Source organism: Streptomyces sp. NPDC026377 (assembly GCF_055567715.1).
The window spans coordinates 874753-894742 of the sequence record NZ_JBVHPV010000001.1 but is presented as its reverse complement, the minus strand read 5'-3'; the positions used below and the strand labels follow the sequence as shown (position 1 = coordinate 894742).

General features: G+C 72.8%; 15 protein-coding genes, 4 tRNA genes and 1 other RNA gene. 10 read left to right on the top strand and 10 right to left on the bottom strand.

Annotated elements, in window-relative coordinates:
• Positions 1-81 precede the first annotated feature (81 nt).
• On the bottom strand, positions 82-753 hold the full coding sequence (locus ACZ4MU_RS03935; protein ID WP_467870479.1) for a TetR/AcrR family transcriptional regulator: 672 nt from the start codon (positions 751-753) through the stop codon (positions 82-84).
• A gap of 260 nt (positions 754-1013) precedes the next feature.
• Between ACZ4MU_RS03935 and ACZ4MU_RS03930 the strand changes: the two genes are divergently transcribed.
• On the top strand, positions 1014-2465 hold the full coding sequence (locus tag ACZ4MU_RS03930) for an MFS transporter (protein ID WP_467870656.1): 1452 nt from the start codon (positions 1014-1016) through the stop codon (positions 2463-2465).
• 236 nt (positions 2466-2701) lie between these two features.
• Here the strand turns inward: ACZ4MU_RS03930 and purL are convergent, their stop codons facing one another.
• The 3 genes from purL to purS are packed head-to-tail and all read right to left on the bottom strand — an operon-like array spanning position 2702 to position 5909.
• Entirely contained in the window at positions 2702-4951 is a 2250-nt protein-coding gene (gene purL, locus ACZ4MU_RS03925) for a phosphoribosylformylglycinamidine synthase subunit PurL (RefSeq protein ID WP_467870477.1), read from the bottom strand.
• Positions 4948-5655, bottom strand: a complete 708-nt coding sequence (gene purQ, locus ACZ4MU_RS03920; protein ID WP_467870475.1) for a phosphoribosylformylglycinamidine synthase subunit PurQ — start codon at positions 5653-5655, stop codon at positions 4948-4950. Before purQ ends, purL begins: the two co-directional genes overlap by 4 nt.
• Positions 5652-5909 (bottom strand): phosphoribosylformylglycinamidine synthase subunit PurS, encoded by a 258-nt coding sequence (gene purS / locus ACZ4MU_RS03915; RefSeq protein WP_467870473.1) that lies wholly within the window; start codon positions 5907-5909, stop codon positions 5652-5654. Before purS ends, purQ begins: the two co-directional genes overlap by 4 nt.
• A gap of 346 nt (positions 5910-6255) precedes the next feature.
• Here purS and ACZ4MU_RS03910 point away from each other — a divergent pair, with 346 nt between their 5' ends.
• The 8 genes from ACZ4MU_RS03910 (at position 6256) to ACZ4MU_RS03875 (ending at position 10837) form a co-directional block, all read left to right on the top strand.
• Positions 6256-6573 (top strand): histone-like nucleoid-structuring protein Lsr2, encoded by a 318-nt coding sequence (locus ACZ4MU_RS03910; RefSeq protein ID WP_467870471.1) that lies wholly within the window; start codon positions 6256-6258, stop codon positions 6571-6573.
• A gap of 136 nt (positions 6574-6709) precedes the next feature.
• Positions 6710-6781 (top strand) — tRNA-Gly (locus tag ACZ4MU_RS03905).
• Positions 6782-6860: 79 nt separating this feature from the next.
• Positions 6861-6933 (top strand) — tRNA-Gly (locus ACZ4MU_RS03900).
• A gap of 151 nt (positions 6934-7084) precedes the next feature.
• Entirely contained in the window at positions 7085-8008 is a 924-nt protein-coding gene (locus ACZ4MU_RS03895; RefSeq protein ID WP_467870469.1) for an ABC transporter ATP-binding protein, read from the top strand.
• The gene (locus ACZ4MU_RS03890; protein ID WP_467870467.1) at positions 8005-8814 is read left to right on the top strand and encodes an ABC transporter permease; all 810 of its coding nucleotides are present in this window, start codon (positions 8005-8007) and stop codon (positions 8812-8814) included. The genes ACZ4MU_RS03895 and ACZ4MU_RS03890 overlap by 4 nt, the downstream gene beginning before the upstream one ends.
• An 87-nt stretch (positions 8815-8901) precedes the next feature.
• The gene (locus ACZ4MU_RS03885) at positions 8902-10083 is read left to right on the top strand and encodes a sensor histidine kinase (protein ID WP_467870464.1); all 1182 of its coding nucleotides are present in this window, start codon (positions 8902-8904) and stop codon (positions 10081-10083) included.
• Positions 10080-10742 (top strand): response regulator, encoded by a 663-nt coding sequence (locus ACZ4MU_RS03880; RefSeq protein ID WP_467870462.1) that lies wholly within the window; start codon positions 10080-10082, stop codon positions 10740-10742. Before ACZ4MU_RS03885 ends, ACZ4MU_RS03880 begins: the two co-directional genes overlap by 4 nt.
• A 22-nt stretch (positions 10743-10764) precedes the next feature.
• Positions 10765-10837, top strand: a tRNA-Gly gene (locus ACZ4MU_RS03875).
• Positions 10838-10885: 48 nt separating this feature from the next.
• Here the strand turns inward: ACZ4MU_RS03875 and ACZ4MU_RS03870 are convergent.
• The 6 genes from ACZ4MU_RS03870 to ffs form a co-directional block, all read right to left on the bottom strand.
• Positions 10886-11797 carry a phosphoribosylaminoimidazolesuccinocarboxamide synthase gene (locus ACZ4MU_RS03870; RefSeq protein ID WP_467870459.1) on the bottom strand — a complete coding sequence of 304 codons (912 nt, stop codon included), beginning with the start codon at positions 11795-11797 and terminating at the stop codon, positions 10886-10888.
• A gap of 122 nt (positions 11798-11919) precedes the next feature.
• Positions 11920-13383, bottom strand: a complete 1464-nt coding sequence (locus tag ACZ4MU_RS03865; protein ID WP_467870457.1) for a N,N-dimethylformamidase beta subunit family domain-containing protein — start codon at positions 13381-13383, stop codon at positions 11920-11922.
• Between the two features lie 365 nt (positions 13384-13748).
• Complete coding sequence (locus ACZ4MU_RS03860) at positions 13749-15434, bottom strand: M48 family metalloprotease (RefSeq protein WP_467870455.1); 1686 nt, start codon at positions 15432-15434, stop codon at positions 13749-13751.
• 293 nt (positions 15435-15727) lie between these two features.
• Positions 15728-16984: a phosphoribosylamine--glycine ligase gene (gene purD, locus ACZ4MU_RS03855; RefSeq protein ID WP_467870453.1), complete on the bottom strand. Its 1257-nt coding sequence runs from the start codon at positions 16982-16984 to the stop codon at positions 15728-15730.
• 61 nt (positions 16985-17045) lie between these two features.
• Positions 17046-19448: a DNA polymerase III subunit gamma and tau gene (locus ACZ4MU_RS03850; RefSeq protein WP_467870451.1), complete on the bottom strand. Its 2403-nt coding sequence runs from the start codon at positions 19446-19448 to the stop codon at positions 17046-17048.
• A gap of 135 nt (positions 19449-19583) precedes the next feature.
• An RNA gene (ffs, locus tag ACZ4MU_RS03845) (signal recognition particle sRNA small type) lies at positions 19584-19678 on the bottom strand.
• A gap of 72 nt (positions 19679-19750) precedes the next feature.
• Here ffs and ACZ4MU_RS03840 point away from each other — a divergent pair.
• Positions 19751-19838: transfer RNA gene (locus tag ACZ4MU_RS03840), tRNA-Ser, on the top strand.
• Positions 19839-19990: the final 152 nt, after the last annotated feature.

Here is a 19990-nt window from a genome sequence, read left to right as displayed (position 1 = left end):
GCAGACGAACACCGGGCAGAGAAGTGGCGCGGGGAAGACGCATGGGCGGCCGCCGGCCCGGGAGCGCACCGGGTGGAGCCGTTACGTCGGGTTCGGCCTCGTCGCGTAGTCGCCCAGGCCGAACTCCACCAGGTCGAACGCCCGCCCAGCCAACCGCACCGCGTCCGGGACGATCCGTTCGGCCGGTTCACCGGACAACAGCCGCCGATGATTCTCGCTGATCAGCGTCGCGCGCGTCCCCATCAGCTGGGCCGCCGCGACCCGCGCGAGCACCGGATCCCCGGTCTCCTCGTGGAGCGCCTCCGCCACCAGGTCGGAGCTGCGTACGAGTGCCGCGTGGGCCCGGGTCAACAGCACCGGGGTCTCCATGATGAGCCGCAGCAGCTTGACGACCAGCGGCTGGTCGCAGAGGCCCACGGCGGGGTCGCGGGCCTCCACCGCCGCCAGGTAGTGGCGGCGCACCGCCGTGGTCACGGAGTCCCCGGGGGCCCGCTCGCGGACAGCGCGCACCACGTCGTCGGTGTGCTCCTCCACCGGCCCCAGCGCCAGGTCCTCCTTGCTGCCGAAGTGGTTGAAGACGGTCATCTTCGACACGTCTGCCGCATCGGCGATCTCCGCCACCGAGACCTTGTCGAACCCCCGCTCGGTGAAGAGCTCCACGGCCGTGGCCATGAGCCGGTTCCGGGTCTGCCACTTCTTGCGCTCCCGCAGGCCGAGACCGGCCGGCGCGGACGACTCCTCGTACTCCGCCATACCCATCACTGTATCAGGATGAAATTTTATCCCGGATTAAATGTTGACTGAGTATAGGTAAGTGCTCCACAGTGGTGCCGGAGACGACGACCAGGCGTTCGGCCCGTACCGGCCGACCGCCCGACCGACGCCCCGGAGGGGGAGCCACCATGTCCAGAACCCCGAGCACAGCCATGCCTGAAGCCATGCCCGACGCCATGCCCGAACCGGCGCGAACGGTCCCGCCGACCCGCAGCCCGGACCCCGCCACCGCCACCCCGATGTCCCCGGCCCGTACGAAGATCGCGTCCGCCGTCTGCCTGGTGACGATCCTGCTCGCGGTGCTCGACACCAACATCGTGTCGGCCGCGACCGTCCCGATCGTCCGGGACCTGGACCCGGTGCACGGGGTGGACAAGATCCCGTGGCTGATCAGCGCGTTCGCGCTCGCCTCGGCGGCGGTGCTGCCGCTGTACGGGAAGCTGTGCGACACCATCGGCGCCAAGAAGGTGTTCGTCGGCGCCATCGCCACCTTCCTGCTCGGCTCGGCGCTGTGCGGGGCCGCGCAGTCCATGGGCCAACTCATCGCGGCCCGCGCCGTGCAGGGCGTCGGCGGCGGCGGCCTGATGAGCGTGACCATAGTGGTCCTCGCCCAGCTCCAGACCCCTGGCAACGGCGGCGCGGGCGGCGGGCGCGGCAAGGGCGGCAGCATCGGCGGGATCGTGGCCGGGGCCGGGATGGCGCTCGGCCCGTGGCTCGGCGGCACGCTCGCGGACCACGCCGACTGGCGCTGGATCTTCTACGTCAACCTGCCGGTCGGCATCGCCGTACTGGTCGCGGCGGCCGTGGTGCTCCGGCTGCCGGTCACGCCGGTACGCCACCGGATCGACTACGCGGGCGCGGTGCTCGCGGCGGCGTTCTCGGTGTCCCTGCTGCTGATGACGGAGTGGGGCGGCAAGGACTACGCCTGGTCCTCGCCGCAGATCCTCGGCCTCGCGGCGACGAGCGCGGTGTCCCTGGCGCTGTTCCTGCGCCGCCAGACCACGGCGGCCGAACCGATCCTGCCGCTGTCGATGTTCAAGGTCCCCGCGGTGCGGCTCGGCTTCGCCATCCAGGGGCTGGTGGGGGCCGCCATGATGGGCACCCTGGTGTACGTGATGATCTACCTCCAGGTCGTCCGGGGCATCGAGGCCACCTCGGCGGGCCTCTATCTCATCCCGATGGCGATCGGCATGACCGCGGTCGGCCTCGCCTCGGAGCGGCTCGCGGCGCGCGGCTGGTCCCAGAAGTCGTTCGTCCTGGCCGGTTCGGCGGCGGCGACGGCGGCCCTGGCCCTACTGGCGACCACCGGGGTGTCCACCGGCCTGTGGCAGCTCCGGGCCGAACTGCTCCTGATGGGCGTCGGGTTCGGCCTACTCATCGGCCAGCTCGTCCTCGTCGTCCAGCAGGCCGCCCCGCCCCGGCAGCTGGGCGTCGCGACGACGGGCACCCGCTTCTTCCAGACCCTCGGAAACGCCCTGGGCGCGGCCCTGTTCGGCACCCTGCTGAGCCGGGTGTACGAGGCGAAGGGCCCGGGCGGTTCCACGAGCGCGCTCGGCACTCTGCGGGGACCGTCACACGCGTCAGGGGTCCAGGCGCTCACGACCGGGATGGACGTGGTGTTCGTGGTGGGGGCGGCGCTGATGGCGGTGGCAGCACTCCTGGCAACCCGCTTGCCGCGCCAGGTGGGCTGATCCCCCGCGGCCCGCGGCCCCGGCTACGACCGCCCGCAGTCCGGCTACAACCCGTGGCGCGCCGAGCGCGCAGTCCTCCGCGCCCCCACTGTCCGGGGGCGCGGGGAACTGCGCGAACAACCCACCACGGTCCGCAGACAAAGCAGCAGCCAGAGCAAAAAGGGCCCGGAGGGCAGAACCCCCCGAGCCCCTGGGCCCCTCCCCCGGGTGGGGGGACAGGTCACCGACAGGTCACCTCACGCGAACAACCCCGGAATCGTCGCCTCGTGAGCCTCACGCAACTCCGCCAGCCCCACGACGAACTCGCCCTGCACCTCGACCGCGTCCCCGTCGACGACACCGATACGGGTCGCCGGCAGCCCCCGCGCCCCGCACATGTCCGTGAAGCGGAGCTCCTCGCTGCGCGGCACCGCGACGACCGCCCGCCCGGCGGACTCGCTGAAGAGGAAGGTGAACGCGGACAGACCGTCCGGCACCACCAGCCGCGCCCCGTTCCCGCCGCGCAGGCAGGACTCGACCACGGCCTGGACGAGACCGCCGTCGGACAGGTCGTGCGCCGCGTCGATCATCCCGTCGCGCGAGGCCGAGATCAGGATCTCGCCGAGCAGCTTCTCCCGGTCCAGGTCCACCCGCGGCGGCAGCCCGCCCAGGTGGTCGTGGACCACCTGGGACCACGCCGAACCGCCGAACTCCTCACGGGTGTCACCGAGGAGGTACAGCAACTGGCCCTGCTCCGCGAAGGCGATCGGCGTACGGCGCGTGACGTCGTCGATCACACCGAGGACCGCGACCACCGGCGTCGGGTGGATGGCGGTGTCGCCGGTCTGGTTGTAGAGCGAGACGTTGCCGCCGGTCACCGGGGTGCCCAGCTGGAGGCAGCCGTCCGCGAGACCGCGGGTGGCCTCGGCGAACTGCCACATCACGTCCGGGTCCTCGGGGGAGCCGAAGTTCAGGCAGTCCGAGATGGCCAGCGGCCTGGCGCCCGAGGCGGCCACGTTGCGGTACGCCTCGGCCAGCGCGAGCTGGGCGCCCGTGTACGGGTCGAGCTTCGCGTACCGGCCGTTGCCGTCCGTCGCCATCGCGACACCGAGGTTCGACTCCTCGTCGATGCGGACCATGCCCGCGTCCTCGGGCTGCGCCAGGATGGTGTTGCCCTGCACGAAACGGTCGTACTGGTCCGTGATCCAGGCCTTGGACGCCTGGTTCGGGGAGCCGACCAGCTTCAGGACCTGCTCGCGCAGCTCCTCGCCCGAGCGCGGCCGCGGCAGCCTGCCCGCGTCGTCCGCCTGGAGCGCGTCCTGCCAGGACGGACGGGCGTACGGGCGCTCGTACACCGGGCCCTCGTGCGCCACGGTCCGCGGCGGTACGTCCACGATCTGCTCGCCGTGCCAGAAGATCTCCAGGCGCTCGCCGTCCGTCACCTCACCGATGACCGTGGCGATGACGTCCCACTTCTCGCAGATCTCCATGAAGCGGTCCACGTGACGCGGCTCGACCACCGCGCACATGCGCTCCTGGGACTCGCTCATGAGGATTTCCTCGGGCGAGAGCGTGGCGTCGCGCAGCGGGACCGTCTCCAGGTCCACGCGCATACCGCCGGAACCGGCGCTGGCCAGCTCCGAGGTGGCGCAGGACAGGCCCGCGCCGCCCAGGTCCTGGATGCCCGCGACCAGCTTCTCCTTGAAGATCTCCAGGGTGCACTCGATGAGGAGCTTCTCCTGGAAGGGGTCGCCGACCTGGACGGCCGGGCGCTTGGCCGGGCCGGTCGACTCGAAGGTCTCCGAGGCCAGGACCGAGACGCCGCCGATGCCGTCGCCGCCGGTACGGGCGCCGTACAGGATCACCTTGTTGCCGGGACCGGACGCCTTGGCGAGGTGGATGTCCTCGTGCTTCATCACACCGATGCAGCCGGCGTTGACCAGCGGGTTGCCCTGGTAGCACTCGTCGAAGACGACCTCGCCGCCGATGTTGGGCAGACCGAGGCAGTTGCCGTAGCCGCCGATGCCCGCGACCACGCCCGGCAGGACGCGCTTGGTGTCGGGGTGCTCGGCCGCGCCGAAGCGCAGCGGGTCGACGACCGCGACCGGGCGGGCGCCCATCGCCAGGATGTCGCGGACGATGCCGCCGACACCGGTGGCCGCGCCCTGGTACGGCTCGATGTAGCTGGGGTGGTTGTGGGACTCCACCTTGAAGGTGACCGCGTAGCCCTGGCCGACGTCGACGACGCCCGCGTTCTCACCGATGCCCACCAGCATCGCGTCGTTCTGGGGGACCTTCTCGCCGAACTGGCGCAGGTGGACCTTGCTGCTCTTGTACGAGCAGTGCTCCGACCACATCACGGAGTACATGGCGAGCTCGGCGCCGGTGGGGCGGCGGCCGAGGATCTCCCGGATGCGCGCGTACTCGTCCTCCTTGAGGCCGAGCTCCTTCCACGGCTGCTCGACGTCGGGCGTCTCGGCGGCGTGCTTGACGGTGTCGAGGCTCATGAGGCGTTGACCAGCTTCTTGAGGATCGAAGTGAAGAATCCGAGACCATCGGTACGACCCGTACCGATCAGCGGCTCCACGGCGTGCTCGGGGTGCGGCATCAGGCCGACGACGTTGCCGGCGGCGTTGGTGATGCCGGCGATGTCGCGGAGCGAGCCGTTGGGGTTGCCGTATCCATCGGCGGCCGCGCCGTGGGCCAGGTAGCGAAAGGCGACGCGGCCCTCGGCCTCCAGCTCGTCGAGCGTGCGCTCGTCGGCGACGTACCGGCCGTCCATGTTCTTGAGCGGGACCTGGATCTCCTGGCCCGCCTCGTAGTCGGCGGTCCACGCGGTCCGCGCGTTCTCCACCCGCAGCTTCTGCTCGCGGCAGATGAAGTGCAGGTGGTTGTTGCGGAGCATGGCGCCCGGCAGCAGGTGGGACTCGGTGAGGATCTGGAAGCCGTTGCAGATGCCGAGCACCGGCATGCCGGCCTTCGCCTGGTCGATGACCGTCTCCATCACCGGCGAGAAGCGGGAGATGGCTCCGGCCCGCAGGTAGTCGCCGTAGGAGAAGCCGCCGGCCAGGACGACCGCGTCGACCTGCTTGAGGTCCTTGTCGCGGTGCCACAGCGACACCGGCTCGGCACCCGCGATCCGCACGGCCCGCAGGCTGTCGCGGTCGTCGAGCGTCCCGGGGAAGGTGACGACACCGATGCGAGCGGTCACCTGGACTCCTCGACCTTCACGGTGAAGTCCTCGATGACGGTGTTGGCGAGGAACGTTTCGGCCATCTTGTGGATGCGGGCGAGGGCGGCCTCGTCGAGGGGCCCTTCCACATCCAGCTCGAAACGCTTCCCCTGGCGGACGTCGGCGATCCCCTCGAAGCCGAGACGGGGCAGTGCGCGCTGCACCGCCTGTCCCTGCGGGTCGAGGATCTCCGGCTTGAGCATGACGTCGACTACGACGCGTGCCACTGGCACTCCCGTGGTGGTGTGGTGCGAAGGCGGTTCCCTCAGAGTACCCGGCCGGAAAATCTACGCGAGTAGATATCGGAGAGGCCCGATCACGTTCCGGTTTCGGCCCCGACCGGACGTGGGAAAAAATCCCGGGAAAACCCGGGAAAACCCGGGAAAAAACAGCCCACGTACCCGACGATCGGACACGCGGACGCAATTGGCCGGGCTTCACGATGCAATGCCCGCCGCTGTACAAAGGCTTCTCGGGGGAAACCCGAGAGAAACAGCATGAGTCCAAAACAGCCGGTAGGCCGGGATCGCCGCACGTCAGACACGTGAGAACGGCGGACCACAGGAAGGAACCGATATCGTGGCTCAGCGCGTAGTGGTCACGCTCTCCGACGACCTGGACGGCGGAGAAGCGGCGGAAACAGTCACGTTCGGCCTGGACGGGAAGGCCTATGAGATCGATCTCAATCTCGTCAATGCGAAGAAACTGCGGAAGGCTCTCGCGCCCTATGTGAAGGCCGGGCGCAAGCAGTCGAGGTCCGGGAAGGCCTTCCGGCACACCGATGTCGCCCCCGACCCGGCGGCGGTCCGCGCCTGGGCCCGGTCGCACCACATGGAGGTGCCGGCCCGGGGGCGCATCCCGAAGAAGGTCTACGAGGCGTTCGGCGCGGCCGGCTGAGCCACCGGACGGAGAGCGGCGCCGGGGCCCTCGGACTGCGGGCCCCGGCAACCGAGTTGCACGGCACCCGGGGTGATCGGCTAGAGTCTGGAGCACGCCGAGGGGCAAGGCCGACAGGCCCGGTCCACCGGAGCGTGCGGGTGTAGTTCAGTAGTAGAACATCCCCCTTCCAGGGGGAAGGCGCAGTGTGCAATTCCTGTCACCCGCTCTGCATCGCTTACCGACCACGGTTGTGGATCAGGTAGAGTGGTGTTCGCACCGCCCGGTGGAAGCCGAGCGGCAGCAATGCGGACGTGGCTCAGTTGGTAGAGCATCACCTTGCCAAGGTGAGGGTCGCGAGTTCGAATCTCGTCGTCCGCTCAGAAGGCGAAGGCCCCGGTCATCAGACCGGGGCCTTCGTCGTGTCGGCACACCGGCGCCCGTATCGGCACGAGGGCCCGCTGACATTTGTCATGGGAGGCGGTGACACCGCGCACTGCCCCCGGGCCCGCTCCCGCGGAACGCTGGACGCATGCCAGATGTGATCGAGGTCGAGGAGCTGCGGCGGACCTACGCCGGGGGCTTCGAGGCCGTTCGTGGAATCTCCTTCTCCGTGGCGCGCGGTGAGCTCTTCGCGCTGCTCGGCACCAACGGCGCCGGCAAGACGTCCACCGTCGAACTGCTCGAAGGCCTCAGCCCTCCGAGCGCCGGAACCGTCCGGGTGCTCGGCCACGACCCGTACACCGAACGCGCCGCCGTGCGCCCCCGCACCGGGGTGATGCTCCAGGAAGGCGGCTTCCCGTCCGAGCTGACGGTCGCCGAGACGGTACGGATGTGGGCGGGCTGCACCAGCGGGGCCCGGCCGGTGGGCGAGGCGCTGGAGCTGGTCGGGCTCGCCCGGCGCGCGGACGTCCGCGTCAAGCAGCTCTCCGGCGGCGAGAAGCGCCGGCTCGACCTCGCCCTCGCCCTGCTGGCCAGGCCCGAGGTGCTCTTCCTCGACGAGCCGACCACCGGCCTGGACGCCGAGGGCCGCCACACCACCTGGGAGCTGGTCCGCGAACTGCGGGACGCGGGCACCACCGTGCTGCTGACCACGCACTATCTGGAGGAGGCCGAGGCGCTCGCCGAGCGGCTCGCGATCCTGCACGAGGGACGCATCGCCGCCGCCGGGCGGGTGGCCGACGTGGTCGCCGCACAGCCCTCGCACCTCTGCTTCGACCTGCCCGACGGCTACCACCTGGGCGACCTTCCCCCGCTGGCCCGGCTCGGCGTCAGCGCCCAGGAGAGCGAGGGCCGGACCGTACGGCTGCGGACCACCGCCCTCCAGCACGCCGCCACCGAACTGCTGCTGTGGGCCCGTGAGAACCGAGTCGAGCTGGGCGGCCTCGACATCCGCTCGGCCACCCTCGAAGAGGCCTTCCTGCACATCGCCCGGGAACAGGAGCCGACCCGATGAGCACCACCGACCTGGCCCGTCCGCGTCCGCGCACGGCCCCGGCGAGCACCCCCGCCTCGCGGATGAAGGCGCTCGCCCGCGCCGAACTCACCCTGCTCGGCCGCAACAAGGCGGCGATGTTCACCGCCCTGGCCCTGCCCGCGACGCTCACCTTCTCCATGAGCTCGGCCGTCGACGGCATGGACCTCCAGGACAGCGGTCTGACCGTCGGCACGGTCCTGCTGCCCGGCTCGCTCGGCTACGTCCTGCTCTTCGCCGTCTACTCGGCGCTGACCGGCGTCTTCGTCGTACGCCGTGAGGAGCTCGTCCTCAAGCGGCTGCGCACCGGCGAAGCCCGCGATCTGGAGATCCTGGCCGGTGCCTCGCTCCCGGCCCTCACACTGGCGCTGATCCAGTGCGTGCTGCTGGCGGCCGGCTGCACGGTGGTCCTCGACGTCGCCGCGCCCCGGGCCGTGTGGCTCGCGGTGGCCGGACTGCTGCTCGGCGCGGTGCTGATGTGCGTCCTGGCAGCGGCGACCGCGGCCTTCACCCGCTCCGCGGAGGGCGCGCAGATCTCCGTCATGCCGATGCTGCTCGTGTCGATGGCCGGCTCCGGCATGGTCGTACCGGTGGACCTCATGCCCGACGCGATGGCGTCGGTCTGCGAACTGCTGCCGCTCTCCCCGGTGATCGACCTCGTCAGAGGGGGGTGGACCGGCAGGCTCGACACCGCCGACGTCCTCGGTCGACTCGCCACCTCGGTGGCCTGGACGCTGCTCGGCGTGTTTGCTGTACACCAGCGGTTCCGCTGGGAACCGCGGCGCTGACACGGGGGGACGGACGGGGTGCTCGGTCGGATACGCCGGATCTGCGGCTGGCGACGGCGCTGGCAGGAGCGCAGCAGGATCCAGAAGATGGACCTGTACACGCGTTACACCATGAAGGCGATGCTCTGGTTCTTCCTGCTGACCTGGGGCGTCCTTCCCCTGCTCGCGGCCGGTCCGCGCGGTGCGCTGAACACGGCGCTGGGCGCGGCGCTGCTCGCCGTGAACGTCACGCAGTGCGTGGTGGGCACCCGCGGGATCGGCCCGGCCTACGACGACTACCTGGGCCACAGCGCCTTCCCCCGCCGTCTGCTGGCCGCCCCGGCGGTCCTGCTCGGCATCGGCACCGCGCTGCTCACGGCGGTCGCCGCCACGGACGCGCGCAGTGTCTTCCCGCTGCTCCTGGCCGATCTGCCGATCGCGCTGATGATCCCGTACGCGCTGCTGGTCCCGGTCCGCACCTTCCTGCTGCACTGCCTGGGATACGGGCTGCTGGTCGCCGCCTCCTTCGCGGCCGCCGGGGTGCGGGGCGCGGAACTGGCCGCGCCGCTGCCCACGGTGGTGATCGCGGGCGCCCTGATGCTGGTCACGGTCCGGCCCGGCGCCTGGGGGCTGCGCAACATGTGGCAGGCCGAGGAGGCCAGGGACGTCCAGGCGCGGCTCGCCGTCGCCGAGGAACGGCTGCGCTTCGGACGGGACATGCACGATGTGCTCGGCCGCAACCTCGCGGTGATCGCCCTCAAGAGCGAGCTCGCCGTGCAACTGGCCGAGCGCGGCCGGCCCGAGGCGGTGGACCAGATGATCGAGGTGCAGCGCATCGCGCGCGAGTCGCAGCGCGAGGTACGGGAAGTGGTGCGCGGATACCGCGAGGCGGACCTGGGCGTCGAACTCGACGGCGCCCGGAGCGTGCTGGAGGCGGCCGGGATCGACTGCACGGTCACCGGCACGGCCGACGGGCTGGCCGCCGGGGTGCAGTCGGCGCTCGGCTGGGTGGTGCGCGAGGCCACCACCAATGTGCTGCGGCACGGCAACGCGCGCGGCTGCGCCATCCGGCTCGCGGCCGACGGCCCCGCCGTCACGCTGGTCGTGGAGAACGACGGCGTGTCCGGCCCCGCCCCCGCCACCCCCGGCTCGGGCCTGGCGGGGCTGCGCGAACGGCTCGCCCCGATGGGCGGCACACTGGAGGCCGCCCGCTCGGGGACGCGCTTCCTGCTCACCGCGACCGTGCCGCTGTGCGGCGCGGCGGAACCGGCCGAGGAGCTGACCGTATGACGACCTCCGAGGGGGCTGACCGTATGACGACCTCCGAAGGGCGGGCGGCGGTGCCCGTCCGTGTCCTGCTCGCCGACGACGAGCATCTGATCCGGGGCGCGCTCGCCGCGCTGCTCGGCCTGGAGGACGACCTCACCGTGGTCGCCGAGGCCGCCTCCGGGCCCGAGGCGCTGGCGATGGCACGCGCCCACCGGCCCGATGTGGCCGTCCTCGACCTCCAGATGCCGGGGGCGGACGGTGTGAGTGTCGCCACATCCCTGCGGGCCGAACTGCCCGGCTGCCGCGTCATGATCGTGACGAGCCACGGGCGGCCCGGCCACCTCAAGCGGGCGCTCGCGGCCGGGGTGCGCGGGTTCGTACCGAAGACGGTCAGCGCCCGCGGCCTGGCGGAGATCATCAGATCCGTGCACGCCGGAAACCGCTATGTGGACCCGGAGTTGGCGGCCGACGCGATCTCCGCCGGGGACTCCCCGCTCACCGCCCGCGAGGCCGAGGTCCTGGAACTCGCGGCCGACGGGGCGCCCGTCGCGGAGATCGCCGAGCGGGCCGGACTCTCCCAGGGAACCGTCCGGAACTACCTCTCCTCCGCCGCCTCGAAGCTCGGTGCGGAGAACCGTCACACGGCGGTGCGTCTCGCGCGCCGCCGCGGTTGGGTATAGTTAGCTGCGCGCTACGGCGCATGCGGACGTGGCTCAGTTGGTAGAGCATCACCTTGCCAAGGTGAGGGTCGCGAGTTCGAATCTCGTCGTCCGCTCAGTGAGAAGAAGCCCCCGGTCTGGTGACCGGGGGCTTCTTCGTGCGTTCAGCTCCAGCTGAGGCCGGTCAGCTGCTCGTACGCCTCCAGGTACTTGGCCCGGGTGGCGTCCACGACCTCCTGCGGCAGCGGGGGCGGCGGCTGCTCGCCGTGGCGGTCCCAGCCGGAGGCCTCGGAGGTCAGCCAGTCGCGCACGAACTGCTTGTCGTACGACGGCTGCGCGCGGCCCGGCTCCCAGGTCTCGGCCGGCCAGAACCGCGAGGAGTCGGGGGTGAGGACCTCGTCGGCCAGGACGAGCCGCTCCTCGCCGTCGACGGTCTCGAAGCCGAACTCGAACTTGGTGTCGGCCAGGACGATCCCGCGCTCGCGGGCGATGTCGCGGGCGCGGCCGTAGACGGCGAGAGTCGTCTGGCGCAGCAGCGCGGCGGTCTCCGCGCCGACCTGGCGGGCGACCTCCTCGTAGCTGACGTTCTCGTCGTGGTCGCCGACGGCGGCCTTGGTGGCGGGCGTGAAGATCGGCGCGGGCAGCTCGGAGCCGTTGGCCAGCCCCTCGGGCAGCGCGAGCCCGCAGACCGTACGGGACTCGTCGTACTCGATCAGCCCGGAGCCGGTGAGGTAGCCGCGCGCCACGCACTCGACCGGGACCATTCGCAGCGACTTGCAGACCAGGGTGCGCCCGGCCCAGTCGGCGGGGGCGCCCTCGGGGAGGTCGGTGGAGAGGACGTGGTGGGGGACGAGGTCGGCCAGCCGGTCGAACCACCACAGCGAGAGCTGGGTGAGCACCCGGCCCTTGTCGGGGATCTCGGTCGGCAGCACCCAGTCGTACGCGGACATCCGGTCGCTGGCGACCATCACCAGGTCGCCGGCCTCGTTCCGGTAGAGGTCGCGGACCTTGCCCGTGTGGAGGTGGGTGAGGCCCGGAACCTGAATCGGCTCGGGCTTTTCTACAAATCCGGACACGGTTCCTCCGCGTAGATTGATCCAGGAGCGCTTCCGATTCTCTCGCACGCGACGAGTACCCGGCGACGGGGGTTCCTCCCGCCGCCGCCTCCGCTCGCCGCTCCCGCCGCCAGTCCCGCTCGTCAGTCCCGCTTGCAGATCCGGTCGAGGAGATTGGCGGTGGCGCGCTGGATGCGGGGGTCGGTGTGGCCGGGCCGGTCGAGCGCCGGGGACCAGGCGAAGGTGCCGGAGGCGAAGACGAGCGCGCCGGAGGGGGCCCGGTAGAGCGAGGTCTCCTGGTGCCGGACGGTTCCCTCGCTGTCGCGGTACGGCGAGTGGGCGAGCAGGATGCGGTCCTGGTGCTCGGGGAGCGCGGTGCGCGGGAAGTAGCGGTCGGCCTCGCCCGCCACCAGCCCCTCGATCTCGTCGCCCTCGCCCGCGCCGGTGGCCTCCCAGAGCCAGTGCGTGGCGTTCCGTACGACCAGCGGGGACGGCTCGGGCACCCGCCCCGCGTACTGGATCCCCAGCAACTGCTGTTCGGCCCGGGCGACTTCGCGCCACAGCGCCGGGCGGCCGGGCCCGCGCCGCTTGCGGCAGGTCAGCAGCCGGTCGGGCACGCCGGAGGGCGAGGGGGCGAGGTCGACCTGCCAGTAGAGGGTGTTGGCGGAGAGGAACACCAGGGAGGTGCCGTGCTCGCGGGCGAGTTCGACCGTGCGGCGCATGGGGGCCGACCAGTACTCGTCGTGGCCGGGGAAGACCAGGCCCCGGTAGCGGGTGGGGTCGACGCGGCCGGCGTGCAGGTCGCGGGTGTCGGCGTAGGCGAGGTCGTATCCGTACCGCTCGGCCCAGCGGATGAAGTCGTACGCGTGGCCCACGTGCAGCGGCAGGCCCGCGCCCGCGTAGGGCCGGTCGAAGGAGACCGTGACGGCGGCGTCCTCCTCCCCGAGGAGCCGCCCCTCGCCGTCCCACGCGTGGTAGAGCGAGGCGCCGGTGCGGCCGTCCTCGGGGAAGAGGTTGTAGGCCTGCCAGGTGATGTCGGGGAGCAGGAGCAGCAGATCGGCCGGGTGGTTGTCGCGCACGGTGAACGGGATGTGCGACCGGTATCCGTCGAGGGTGGTGAGCACGGCCACGTACGCGCCGATCGCGGCGGACGCCGGGACCTGGTAGCGCCAGGAGAGCCACCAGTGGTGGCAGGAGACGGTCCGGTTGGCGGTGAGCGGCGCGGGCTGCACGATCCCTGCGAGCCGGGGGCTGGTGGCGACGTGGGCGGCCCCGTCGCCTCCGTAGTGCCCGATGCGATAGATGTCGACCGAGAACTGCTGCGGTGGATCGACCGTGATGTGGAAATCGATCGCCTCGCCGGGCGCGACGGCCCCCGTGGAGGCGAATCCCTTGATCTGCTTCCGTACGTCGTCGGCGGTACGGGGCCCGGACGCCCGGCCGAGCCCGAGCCGGGCGGGCTCGACGTACCAGGGCACGACGTGCCCGGTGTCGTCGAAGTAGTGCTCCCCACCGCGCAGCCAGGGCAACGGCCCCTGCCCGAAGGGATCGGAGACCGCATGCGCGAGCGCCCCCGACTCCCACCGCCGGATCTGCTCCGCCCCCATACCACTTGCCTCCTCACTCCCCCGACGCCACCGGTAAGCGGCCGGTCTCCAGCACATCACATAACGCACGCACTCCGTCACTGTTCGTCGCGAATTGGCGGTTGGTGGGATGGGGAATTAGGGGTTCCGCTTTGGGGGAGGGGGGTCGGGGCGGGGCCCCGAGGGGACGGGGGCCGAGGGGGCGGAGCCCGAGGGGACGGGGGCCGAGGGGGCGGAGCCCGAGGGGACGGGGGCCGAGGGGGCGGAGCCCGAGGGGACGGGGGCCGAGGGGGCGGGGGGGCACAGCCCCGACCGGGGTGCAGGGGCGGCGCCTCCACGGGGGCCCGGGGGCGGAGCCCCCGGGAAAACACGTCTTCCCCGGAGGGTCACACCAGCCGCACCGGCTTCTCCGCCCGAACCCCCACTCCCACCAACCACTGCCGCAACGGCTCCGCATCCCCCTCCTCCAGCAGCGCCAGCACCCGCGCCCCCAGATCCCCCCTGCGCTCCCCGTCCACCAGCAGCGCCGGGCCGTCCAGCCAGTCCAGCCCGGGCGCCGCCCCGGCCGTGTCGACCGCCGCGCAGCACACCATCGCCGTGACGTGGTCGGCCAGCAACTCCCGTCCCGTACGCGGCGGCTGGAGCGGAAAGAGCGGGACGCAGTCGCCCCACAGGTCCGCCGAGGGCATCGGCGGAGCGGCCGCCGCCGCCTCCCCGGCGACCTCGGCCTCGATCCCGGCCGCCAGCGCCGACCCGTCCTGCCCGGCATCGGTCAGATGCTCCAGGACCCGCGCCAGCGTCGGCGCGGCGGGCGCGGCGGGCTCCGCGCCCGGCGCCGTACCCATCCCGTCCAGGACCCGGTGCAACCGGGCCGCCTCCGCGCGCCACTTCCGGTCGACGACTTCCTCGGGGTAGTGCTGCCACTCCACCGGCGACCAGTCGGGCCCGGGCTCGGCCGGACCGCCGTGGAAGAGCCGGGCCGCCAGCAGCGACGCCGCCTCGTCGGCCGCCCCGGGCTCCTCCAGGAGATCGCACGCGGGCCGCTCCCCCAGCCGGGACGCGAACCCCTCCGCCAGCCGGTCCCGCCTCGACAGCTCGGTCAGCGCCGAGACCACCCCGGCGTCCAGCCGGGAGGGCCAGCGCCCCATCCGCCAGGCCGGCACCGCCACCCGGGTGAGCAGCCGGTCCCAGCCCGCGTAGGCGAGCCCGACCTGCTCCTGGGCGACGATCCGCAGTCCGTAGTCCACGTCCTGGGCCCGCTCGGAGGCGGCCGCGGCGACCCCCCGCTCCATCTCTGCGGCATGCGTCCGGCAACCGCGCAGCAGCAGCCGGGCGACCGGCCCGACGAAGCAGAGCACCAGCCGCGCCCCCCGCCGCGCGCCGGACCCGCTGGTCACGGCGACCGCCGCGTCCAGGCCCCGGACGAAGCGGCGGGCGGAGGCTATGTCGGGCTGCGCGGACGGCCCCGTCCCGGCCACCACGGGCGCCAGGACGGCCCGCAGCTCTCCGACCCGCATCCACCACAGGAACGGCGACCCGATGACGAGGACCGGTGCGGCGTCGGTGCGGCGCCGCACACCCGGTATGCCCCGCAGAACGCCCCGGATGCCCCGGCCGCGCCCACCGGTGCCGCCGCGACCGCCCCGTACGGAATGGGCCGGATGTGTGCGGTCCTCCAGCCAGCTGTCGCAGTCGGGCGTCAGCGCTATGGCCGAGGGCGCGGGCACGTCGAGCCGGTCCGCCAGGTCCCGCACCAGCCGGTACAGATCCGGCGCCGAGGACTCGGCGAGCTCGACCGTCGGAGAGAGGGCGGGCCTCGCCCGGACGATCACGGCCGTGACCACGGCGGCGGCCAGCAGCACCACGGCCGCCACACCCGTCACCGCCCAGCGGGCCGTGTCCCAGCCGCGGCCGTCGATCCGGCCCTGCGCGTCCGCGACGAGCAGCACCACGGCGACGGCGGCCGGCAGCAGCGCCAGGGCCAGCGCCCGGCTGCGAACCCGCAGCACGGCCAGCGCCCGCGAGCGCGCGGACCGCGCGCCCGCCTCATCACCCATCCCGGAACCGGACACGACCGGACGTCACCCCCTCTGCTCTGCGTCGGCGTTGCTCACTCCCCCACTGTGGCACCACCCACCGACATCGCAATGCCGGTGACCCAAGTGCCGGACCGCTCCCGCCGCACCCTAGTTGCGCCCCCGCCACCCGTCATCCGGATGGCCCACCCGTCACTCGATGGAATGGCTTTGGGGTGGGGTCGGGGTCCGGGGGCGGCCGATCGGCGGCGCGAGCCGCTGACGAAGAAGCCCGGGGCGCGGCCCCGGCGGGGGCCGCGCCCCGGGCCGGGGCCGGGGCGGTCAACGCCTCACGCCTGCGCGTCGGCCGCCTTCCGGGCGATGTCCCCACGGTGCTGCGACCCGTCCAGCCGGATACGCCCGACCGCCGCGTACGCCCGCTCCCGGGCCTGCGCCAGGTCCGCTCCGGTCGCGGTGACCGAGAGGACCCGGCCGCCCGCGCTCACCACCGCGTCGCCCTCGCGCCGCGTCCCCGCGTGCAGGACGTACGCGTGCGGCGCGTCCGCCTCCGCGACCTCGTCCAGGCCCTCGATCGGGTCGCCGGTCCTGGGCGTACCGGGGTAGTTGTGCGAGGCCACGACGACCGTGACGGCGGCGTCGTCGCGCCAGGCCAGCGGGGGCTGCGCCTCCAGCGTCCCGTTGGCCGAGTGCAGCAGCACCCCCGCGAGCGGCGTCTTCAGCCGGGCGAGCACGACCTGGGTCTCGGGGTCGCCGAAGCGGGCGTTGAACTCGATCACGCGCACCCCGCGCGAGGTGATCGCCAGGCCCGCGTACAGCAGACCGGAGAACGGCGTGCCACGGCGGCGCAGTTCGTCGACGGTCGGCTGGAGCACGCTCGCCATGACCTCATCGACGAGCTTGGGGTCGGCCCAGGGCAGCGGCGAGTACGCGCCCATGCCGCCGGTGTTGGGGCCCTCGTCGCCGTCGAGCGCGCGCTTGAAGTCCTGCGCGGGCTGGAGCGGCAGCACGGTGACGCCGTCGGTGATGGCGAAGAGCGAGACCTCGGGGCCGTCGAGGAACTCCTCGATGACGACCCGGTCGCAGACGAGCGCGTGCGCCCGGGCCACCTCGACGTCGTCGGTGACGACGACGCCCTTGCCGGCCGCGAGACCGTCGTCCTTGACGACGTACGGGGCGCCGAACGCGTCCAGTGCCTCGTCGATCTCGGCCGGGGTGGTGCACACATAGCTGCGCGCGGTCGGCACGCCCGCGGCGGCCATGACGTCCTTCGCGAACGCCTTGGAGCCCTCCAGCAGGGCCGCCTCGCGCGAGGGGCCGAAGCAGGGGATGCCCACCGCCCGTACGGCGTCGGCGACCCCGGCGACCAGCGGCGCCTCCGGGCCGACGACGACCAGGTCGGCGTGGAGCGAGGCCGCGAGGCGGGCGACCGCCTCGCCGTCCAGCTGGTCCACGGGGTGGAGCTCGGCGACCTCCGCGATCCCGGCGTTGCCGGGGGCGCAGTGCAGCGCCGTCACGTCGGGGTCGAGGGACAGGGAACGGCACAGGGCGTGTTCGCGGGCGCCGCCGCCGATGACAAGGACCTTCACGGCAGCCAGCCTAGCCGCCGTGGCGGGTTCTCCCTCGTACGGGTCACCGAACCCCGTACCGCTACTCGTTCGTATATTCCTCCACCACCGTCGCGCCGAGCTCGCGGACGATGAGGTCGTGGCCGGAGAGGGCGTTGTCCACCAGGTCCGGGTCGTCGTCCTCCGGAACGTCGTCCTCCGGGCGCACCGGCGGGGGTTCCTGGGCCATGGGGGCGGAGTGGGAGGCGTGCGACGCCTGGGACCCCTGCGCCCCCTGCGGTCTCGGAGGCGGGGAGGTCTGCGGCGACTGCTGTACGGAAGCGGGGACGGCCGGGGCGGGGGCCTGGGGCTGCGGACGGGAGGGACCGGAGGGGGCTCCGGAGCCCCCTCCGGCCTGCGTCCCGTATCCACCGTATCCACCGTATCCACCGGAGCCGCCGGGGCTGCCGGACCCACCGGGGCTGCCGCCGCCCGAGCCGCCGAAGTTGCCCGCCGCGGCCGGGGGCTGGGAGCCGCCGGACGGGTCGATGATGGCCTCGACCTTCCACTGCACCCCGAAGCGCTCGCCGAGCACCCCGCGCAGGACTTCCTCGCTGCCGCTGCTGGCGAAGTTGTCCCGGGCCCCGGCGTTGATGAACCCGAGCTGGAGGGTGGTGCCGTCGAATCCGGCCACCTGCGCGTTCTGGCTCAGCAGGATCCAGGTGAAGCGGCGCTTGTTCTTCACGGCCTCCAGGATGTCCGGCCACATGTTGCGTACGTGGACGGCGCTGCCGGGGTTGGCGGCGGGGGCGGCCGCGGGGGCCGGGGCGGGGGTCTGCGCGGACGCGGGGGCGGAGGGGGCCGGGGCCGCACTGCCGGAACCGGAGCCTCCGGCGCCGGGCCAGGCACCGGGACGCTGGGCCCCGCCACCGCTCTGGCCGCCACCACCGCCCTGACTACCACCGCTCCGGCCGCCGCCACCGAGAGCGGCGGCACCGGGCCAGGCGCCCGGGGCGGGGGCCTGGGGGGCGGGCTCGGCGGCGGGAGCGGGTGCGGCCTGCGGCTGGGCCTGCGGGGCGGCGGGCGCGGGCGGCTGGGCCCGGACCGGTGGGACCTGGACCGGCGGGGCGGCCGGAGCAGGCGCCTGCGGGGCGCGCGCGGCGGCGCGGGCGGCCTCGGCGCCTCCGACACCGGCACCGGGTCCGACACCGCCTCCGGCACCGGGTCCGAAACCGCCTCCGACAGCGGGCCCGGAACCCGTCTGGACCGTGGGCGGCATCGGCGGATGGGCGTCGGCCCCCGGCACGTACCCCATCGTGGGGCCGGTTCCCGCTCCCGCCTGGAAGTGGGCGCCGCGCTCCAGCCGGTCGAGCCGGGCCTGGACCGAGCGCTCGTCGTCGTACGCGGCGGGCAGCAGCACGCGCGCGCAGATCAGCTCCAGCTGGAGCCGGGGCGAGGTGGCGCCGCGCATCTCCGTCAGCCCCGTGTTGACGAGGTCGGCGGCGCGGCTGAGCTCGGCGGCGCCGAAGACGGAGGCCTGGGCCTGCATGCGCTCGACGACATCGGCGGGCGCGTCGATCAGCCCCTTCTCCCCGGCGTCCGGCACGGCGGCCAGGATGACGAGGTCCCGCAGCCGCTCCAGCAGGTCGGCGACGAACCGGCGGGGGTCGTTGCCGCCCTCGATGACCCGGTCCACGACCTCGAAGGCGGCGGCGCCGTCCCCGGAGGCGAAGGCGTCCACCACGGAGTCGAGCAGGGAGCCGTCCGTATAGCCGAGGAGGGCGGTGGCCATGGCATACGTCACACCGTCTTCGGCGGCGCCGGCGAGGAGCTGGTCCATGACGGACATGGAGTCACGCACGGAGCCGGCCCCCGCGCGCACGACGAGCGGCAGCACACCGTCCTCGACGGGGATGCCCTCCTGCCCGCAGACCTCGCCCAGGTACTCGCGGAGCGTCCCGGGCGGTACGAGCCGGAAGGGGTAGTGGTGGGTCCGCGACCGGATCGTCCCGATGACCTTCTCGGGCTCGGTGGTGGCGAAGATGAACTTCAGGTGCTCCGGCGGCTCCTCGACGACCTTCAGCAGGGCGTTGAAGCCCGCCGAGGTGACCATGTGGGCCTCGTCGATGATGTAGATCTTGTACCGGCTGCCGGCGGGGCCGAAGAAGGCCTTCTCGCGCAGCTCACGGGCGTCGTCCACGCCACCGTGGGACGCGGCGTCGATCTCGATGACGTCGATGGACCCCGGCCCGTTGCGCGCGAGGTCCCGGCAGGACTGGCACTCACCGCACGGCGTCGGCGTCGGCCCCTGCTCGCAGTTCAGGCACCGGGCGAGGATGCGCGCGCTGGTCGTCTTTCCACAGCCACGCGGCCCGCTGAACAGGTACGCGTGATTGACCCGGTTGTTCCGCAGCGCCTGCTGCAGCGGGTCGGTGACATGCTCCTGCCCGATGACCTCGGCGAAGGACTCCGGGCGGTAGCGGCGGTACAGCGCAAGGGACGACACACCTACGAGGTTATCGGGGCGGACCGACAACCGGTCCCGCGAAGCGGCCGCCGACGCTCCGGCCGCGGCAGGACGCGTCCGGCGGGGGCCCGCACTCCAGGGTTCCCTCCGCCGGATCCTGGCCTGCCCGTACACGCAAGCGCCCCTCACGCACCCGCCAGAGCCGACCTACCCTTGCTGCCTTCCGGCCCTGGGGGAGTTCAGTCAGATAGCGCCACGTGAGGGGCTCCGCACAGGGTACCCGATCCCTGACCGGGGGACGAGTTCGCGAGCACCCCTCAGCGTCTTGTATTGTTTGCGGCGGAGGATTCGCCTAGTGGCCTAGGGCGCACGCTTGGAAAGCGTGTTGGGGGCAACCCCTCACGAGTTCGAATCTCGTATCCTCCGCCAGTGCCTCACCGGGCACGATGTCGAAGGGCCCCACCGCTTGCGGTGGGGCCCTTCTTCGTTCCGCAGCCGACCCGCCCTGCCTCGGCGCCCGGTGCCGCCCGCGCCAAGCGGAGCGCCTCCCCTCTTCTTCTACGCCGTGACGACGTCGTGCC

Excerpts from the sequence above, each read along its gene's own strand:
- ACZ4MU_RS03935 (WP_467870479.1), bottom strand. The coding sequence starts at position 753 with ATGGCGGAGTACGAGGAGTCGTCCGCGCCGGCCGGTCTCGGCCTGCGG.
- ACZ4MU_RS03930 (WP_467870656.1), top strand. The coding sequence starts at position 1,014 with ATGTCCCCGGCCCGTACGAAGATCGCGTCCGCCGTCTGCCTGGTGACG.
- purL (WP_467870477.1), bottom strand. The coding sequence starts at position 4,951 with ATGAGCCTCGACACCGTCAAGCACGCCGCCGAGACGCCCGACGTCGAG.
- ACZ4MU_RS03895 (WP_467870469.1), top strand. The coding sequence starts at position 7,085 with ATGCCAGATGTGATCGAGGTCGAGGAGCTGCGGCGGACCTACGCCGGG.
- ACZ4MU_RS03890 (WP_467870467.1), top strand. The coding sequence starts at position 8,005 with ATGAGCACCACCGACCTGGCCCGTCCGCGTCCGCGCACGGCCCCGGCG.
- ACZ4MU_RS03885 (WP_467870464.1), top strand. The coding sequence starts at position 8,902 with ATGGACCTGTACACGCGTTACACCATGAAGGCGATGCTCTGGTTCTTC.
- ACZ4MU_RS03880 (WP_467870462.1), top strand. The coding sequence starts at position 10,080 with ATGACGACCTCCGAGGGGGCTGACCGTATGACGACCTCCGAAGGGCGG.
- ACZ4MU_RS03865 (WP_467870457.1), bottom strand. The coding sequence starts at position 13,383 with ATGGGGGCGGAGCAGATCCGGCGGTGGGAGTCGGGGGCGCTCGCGCAT.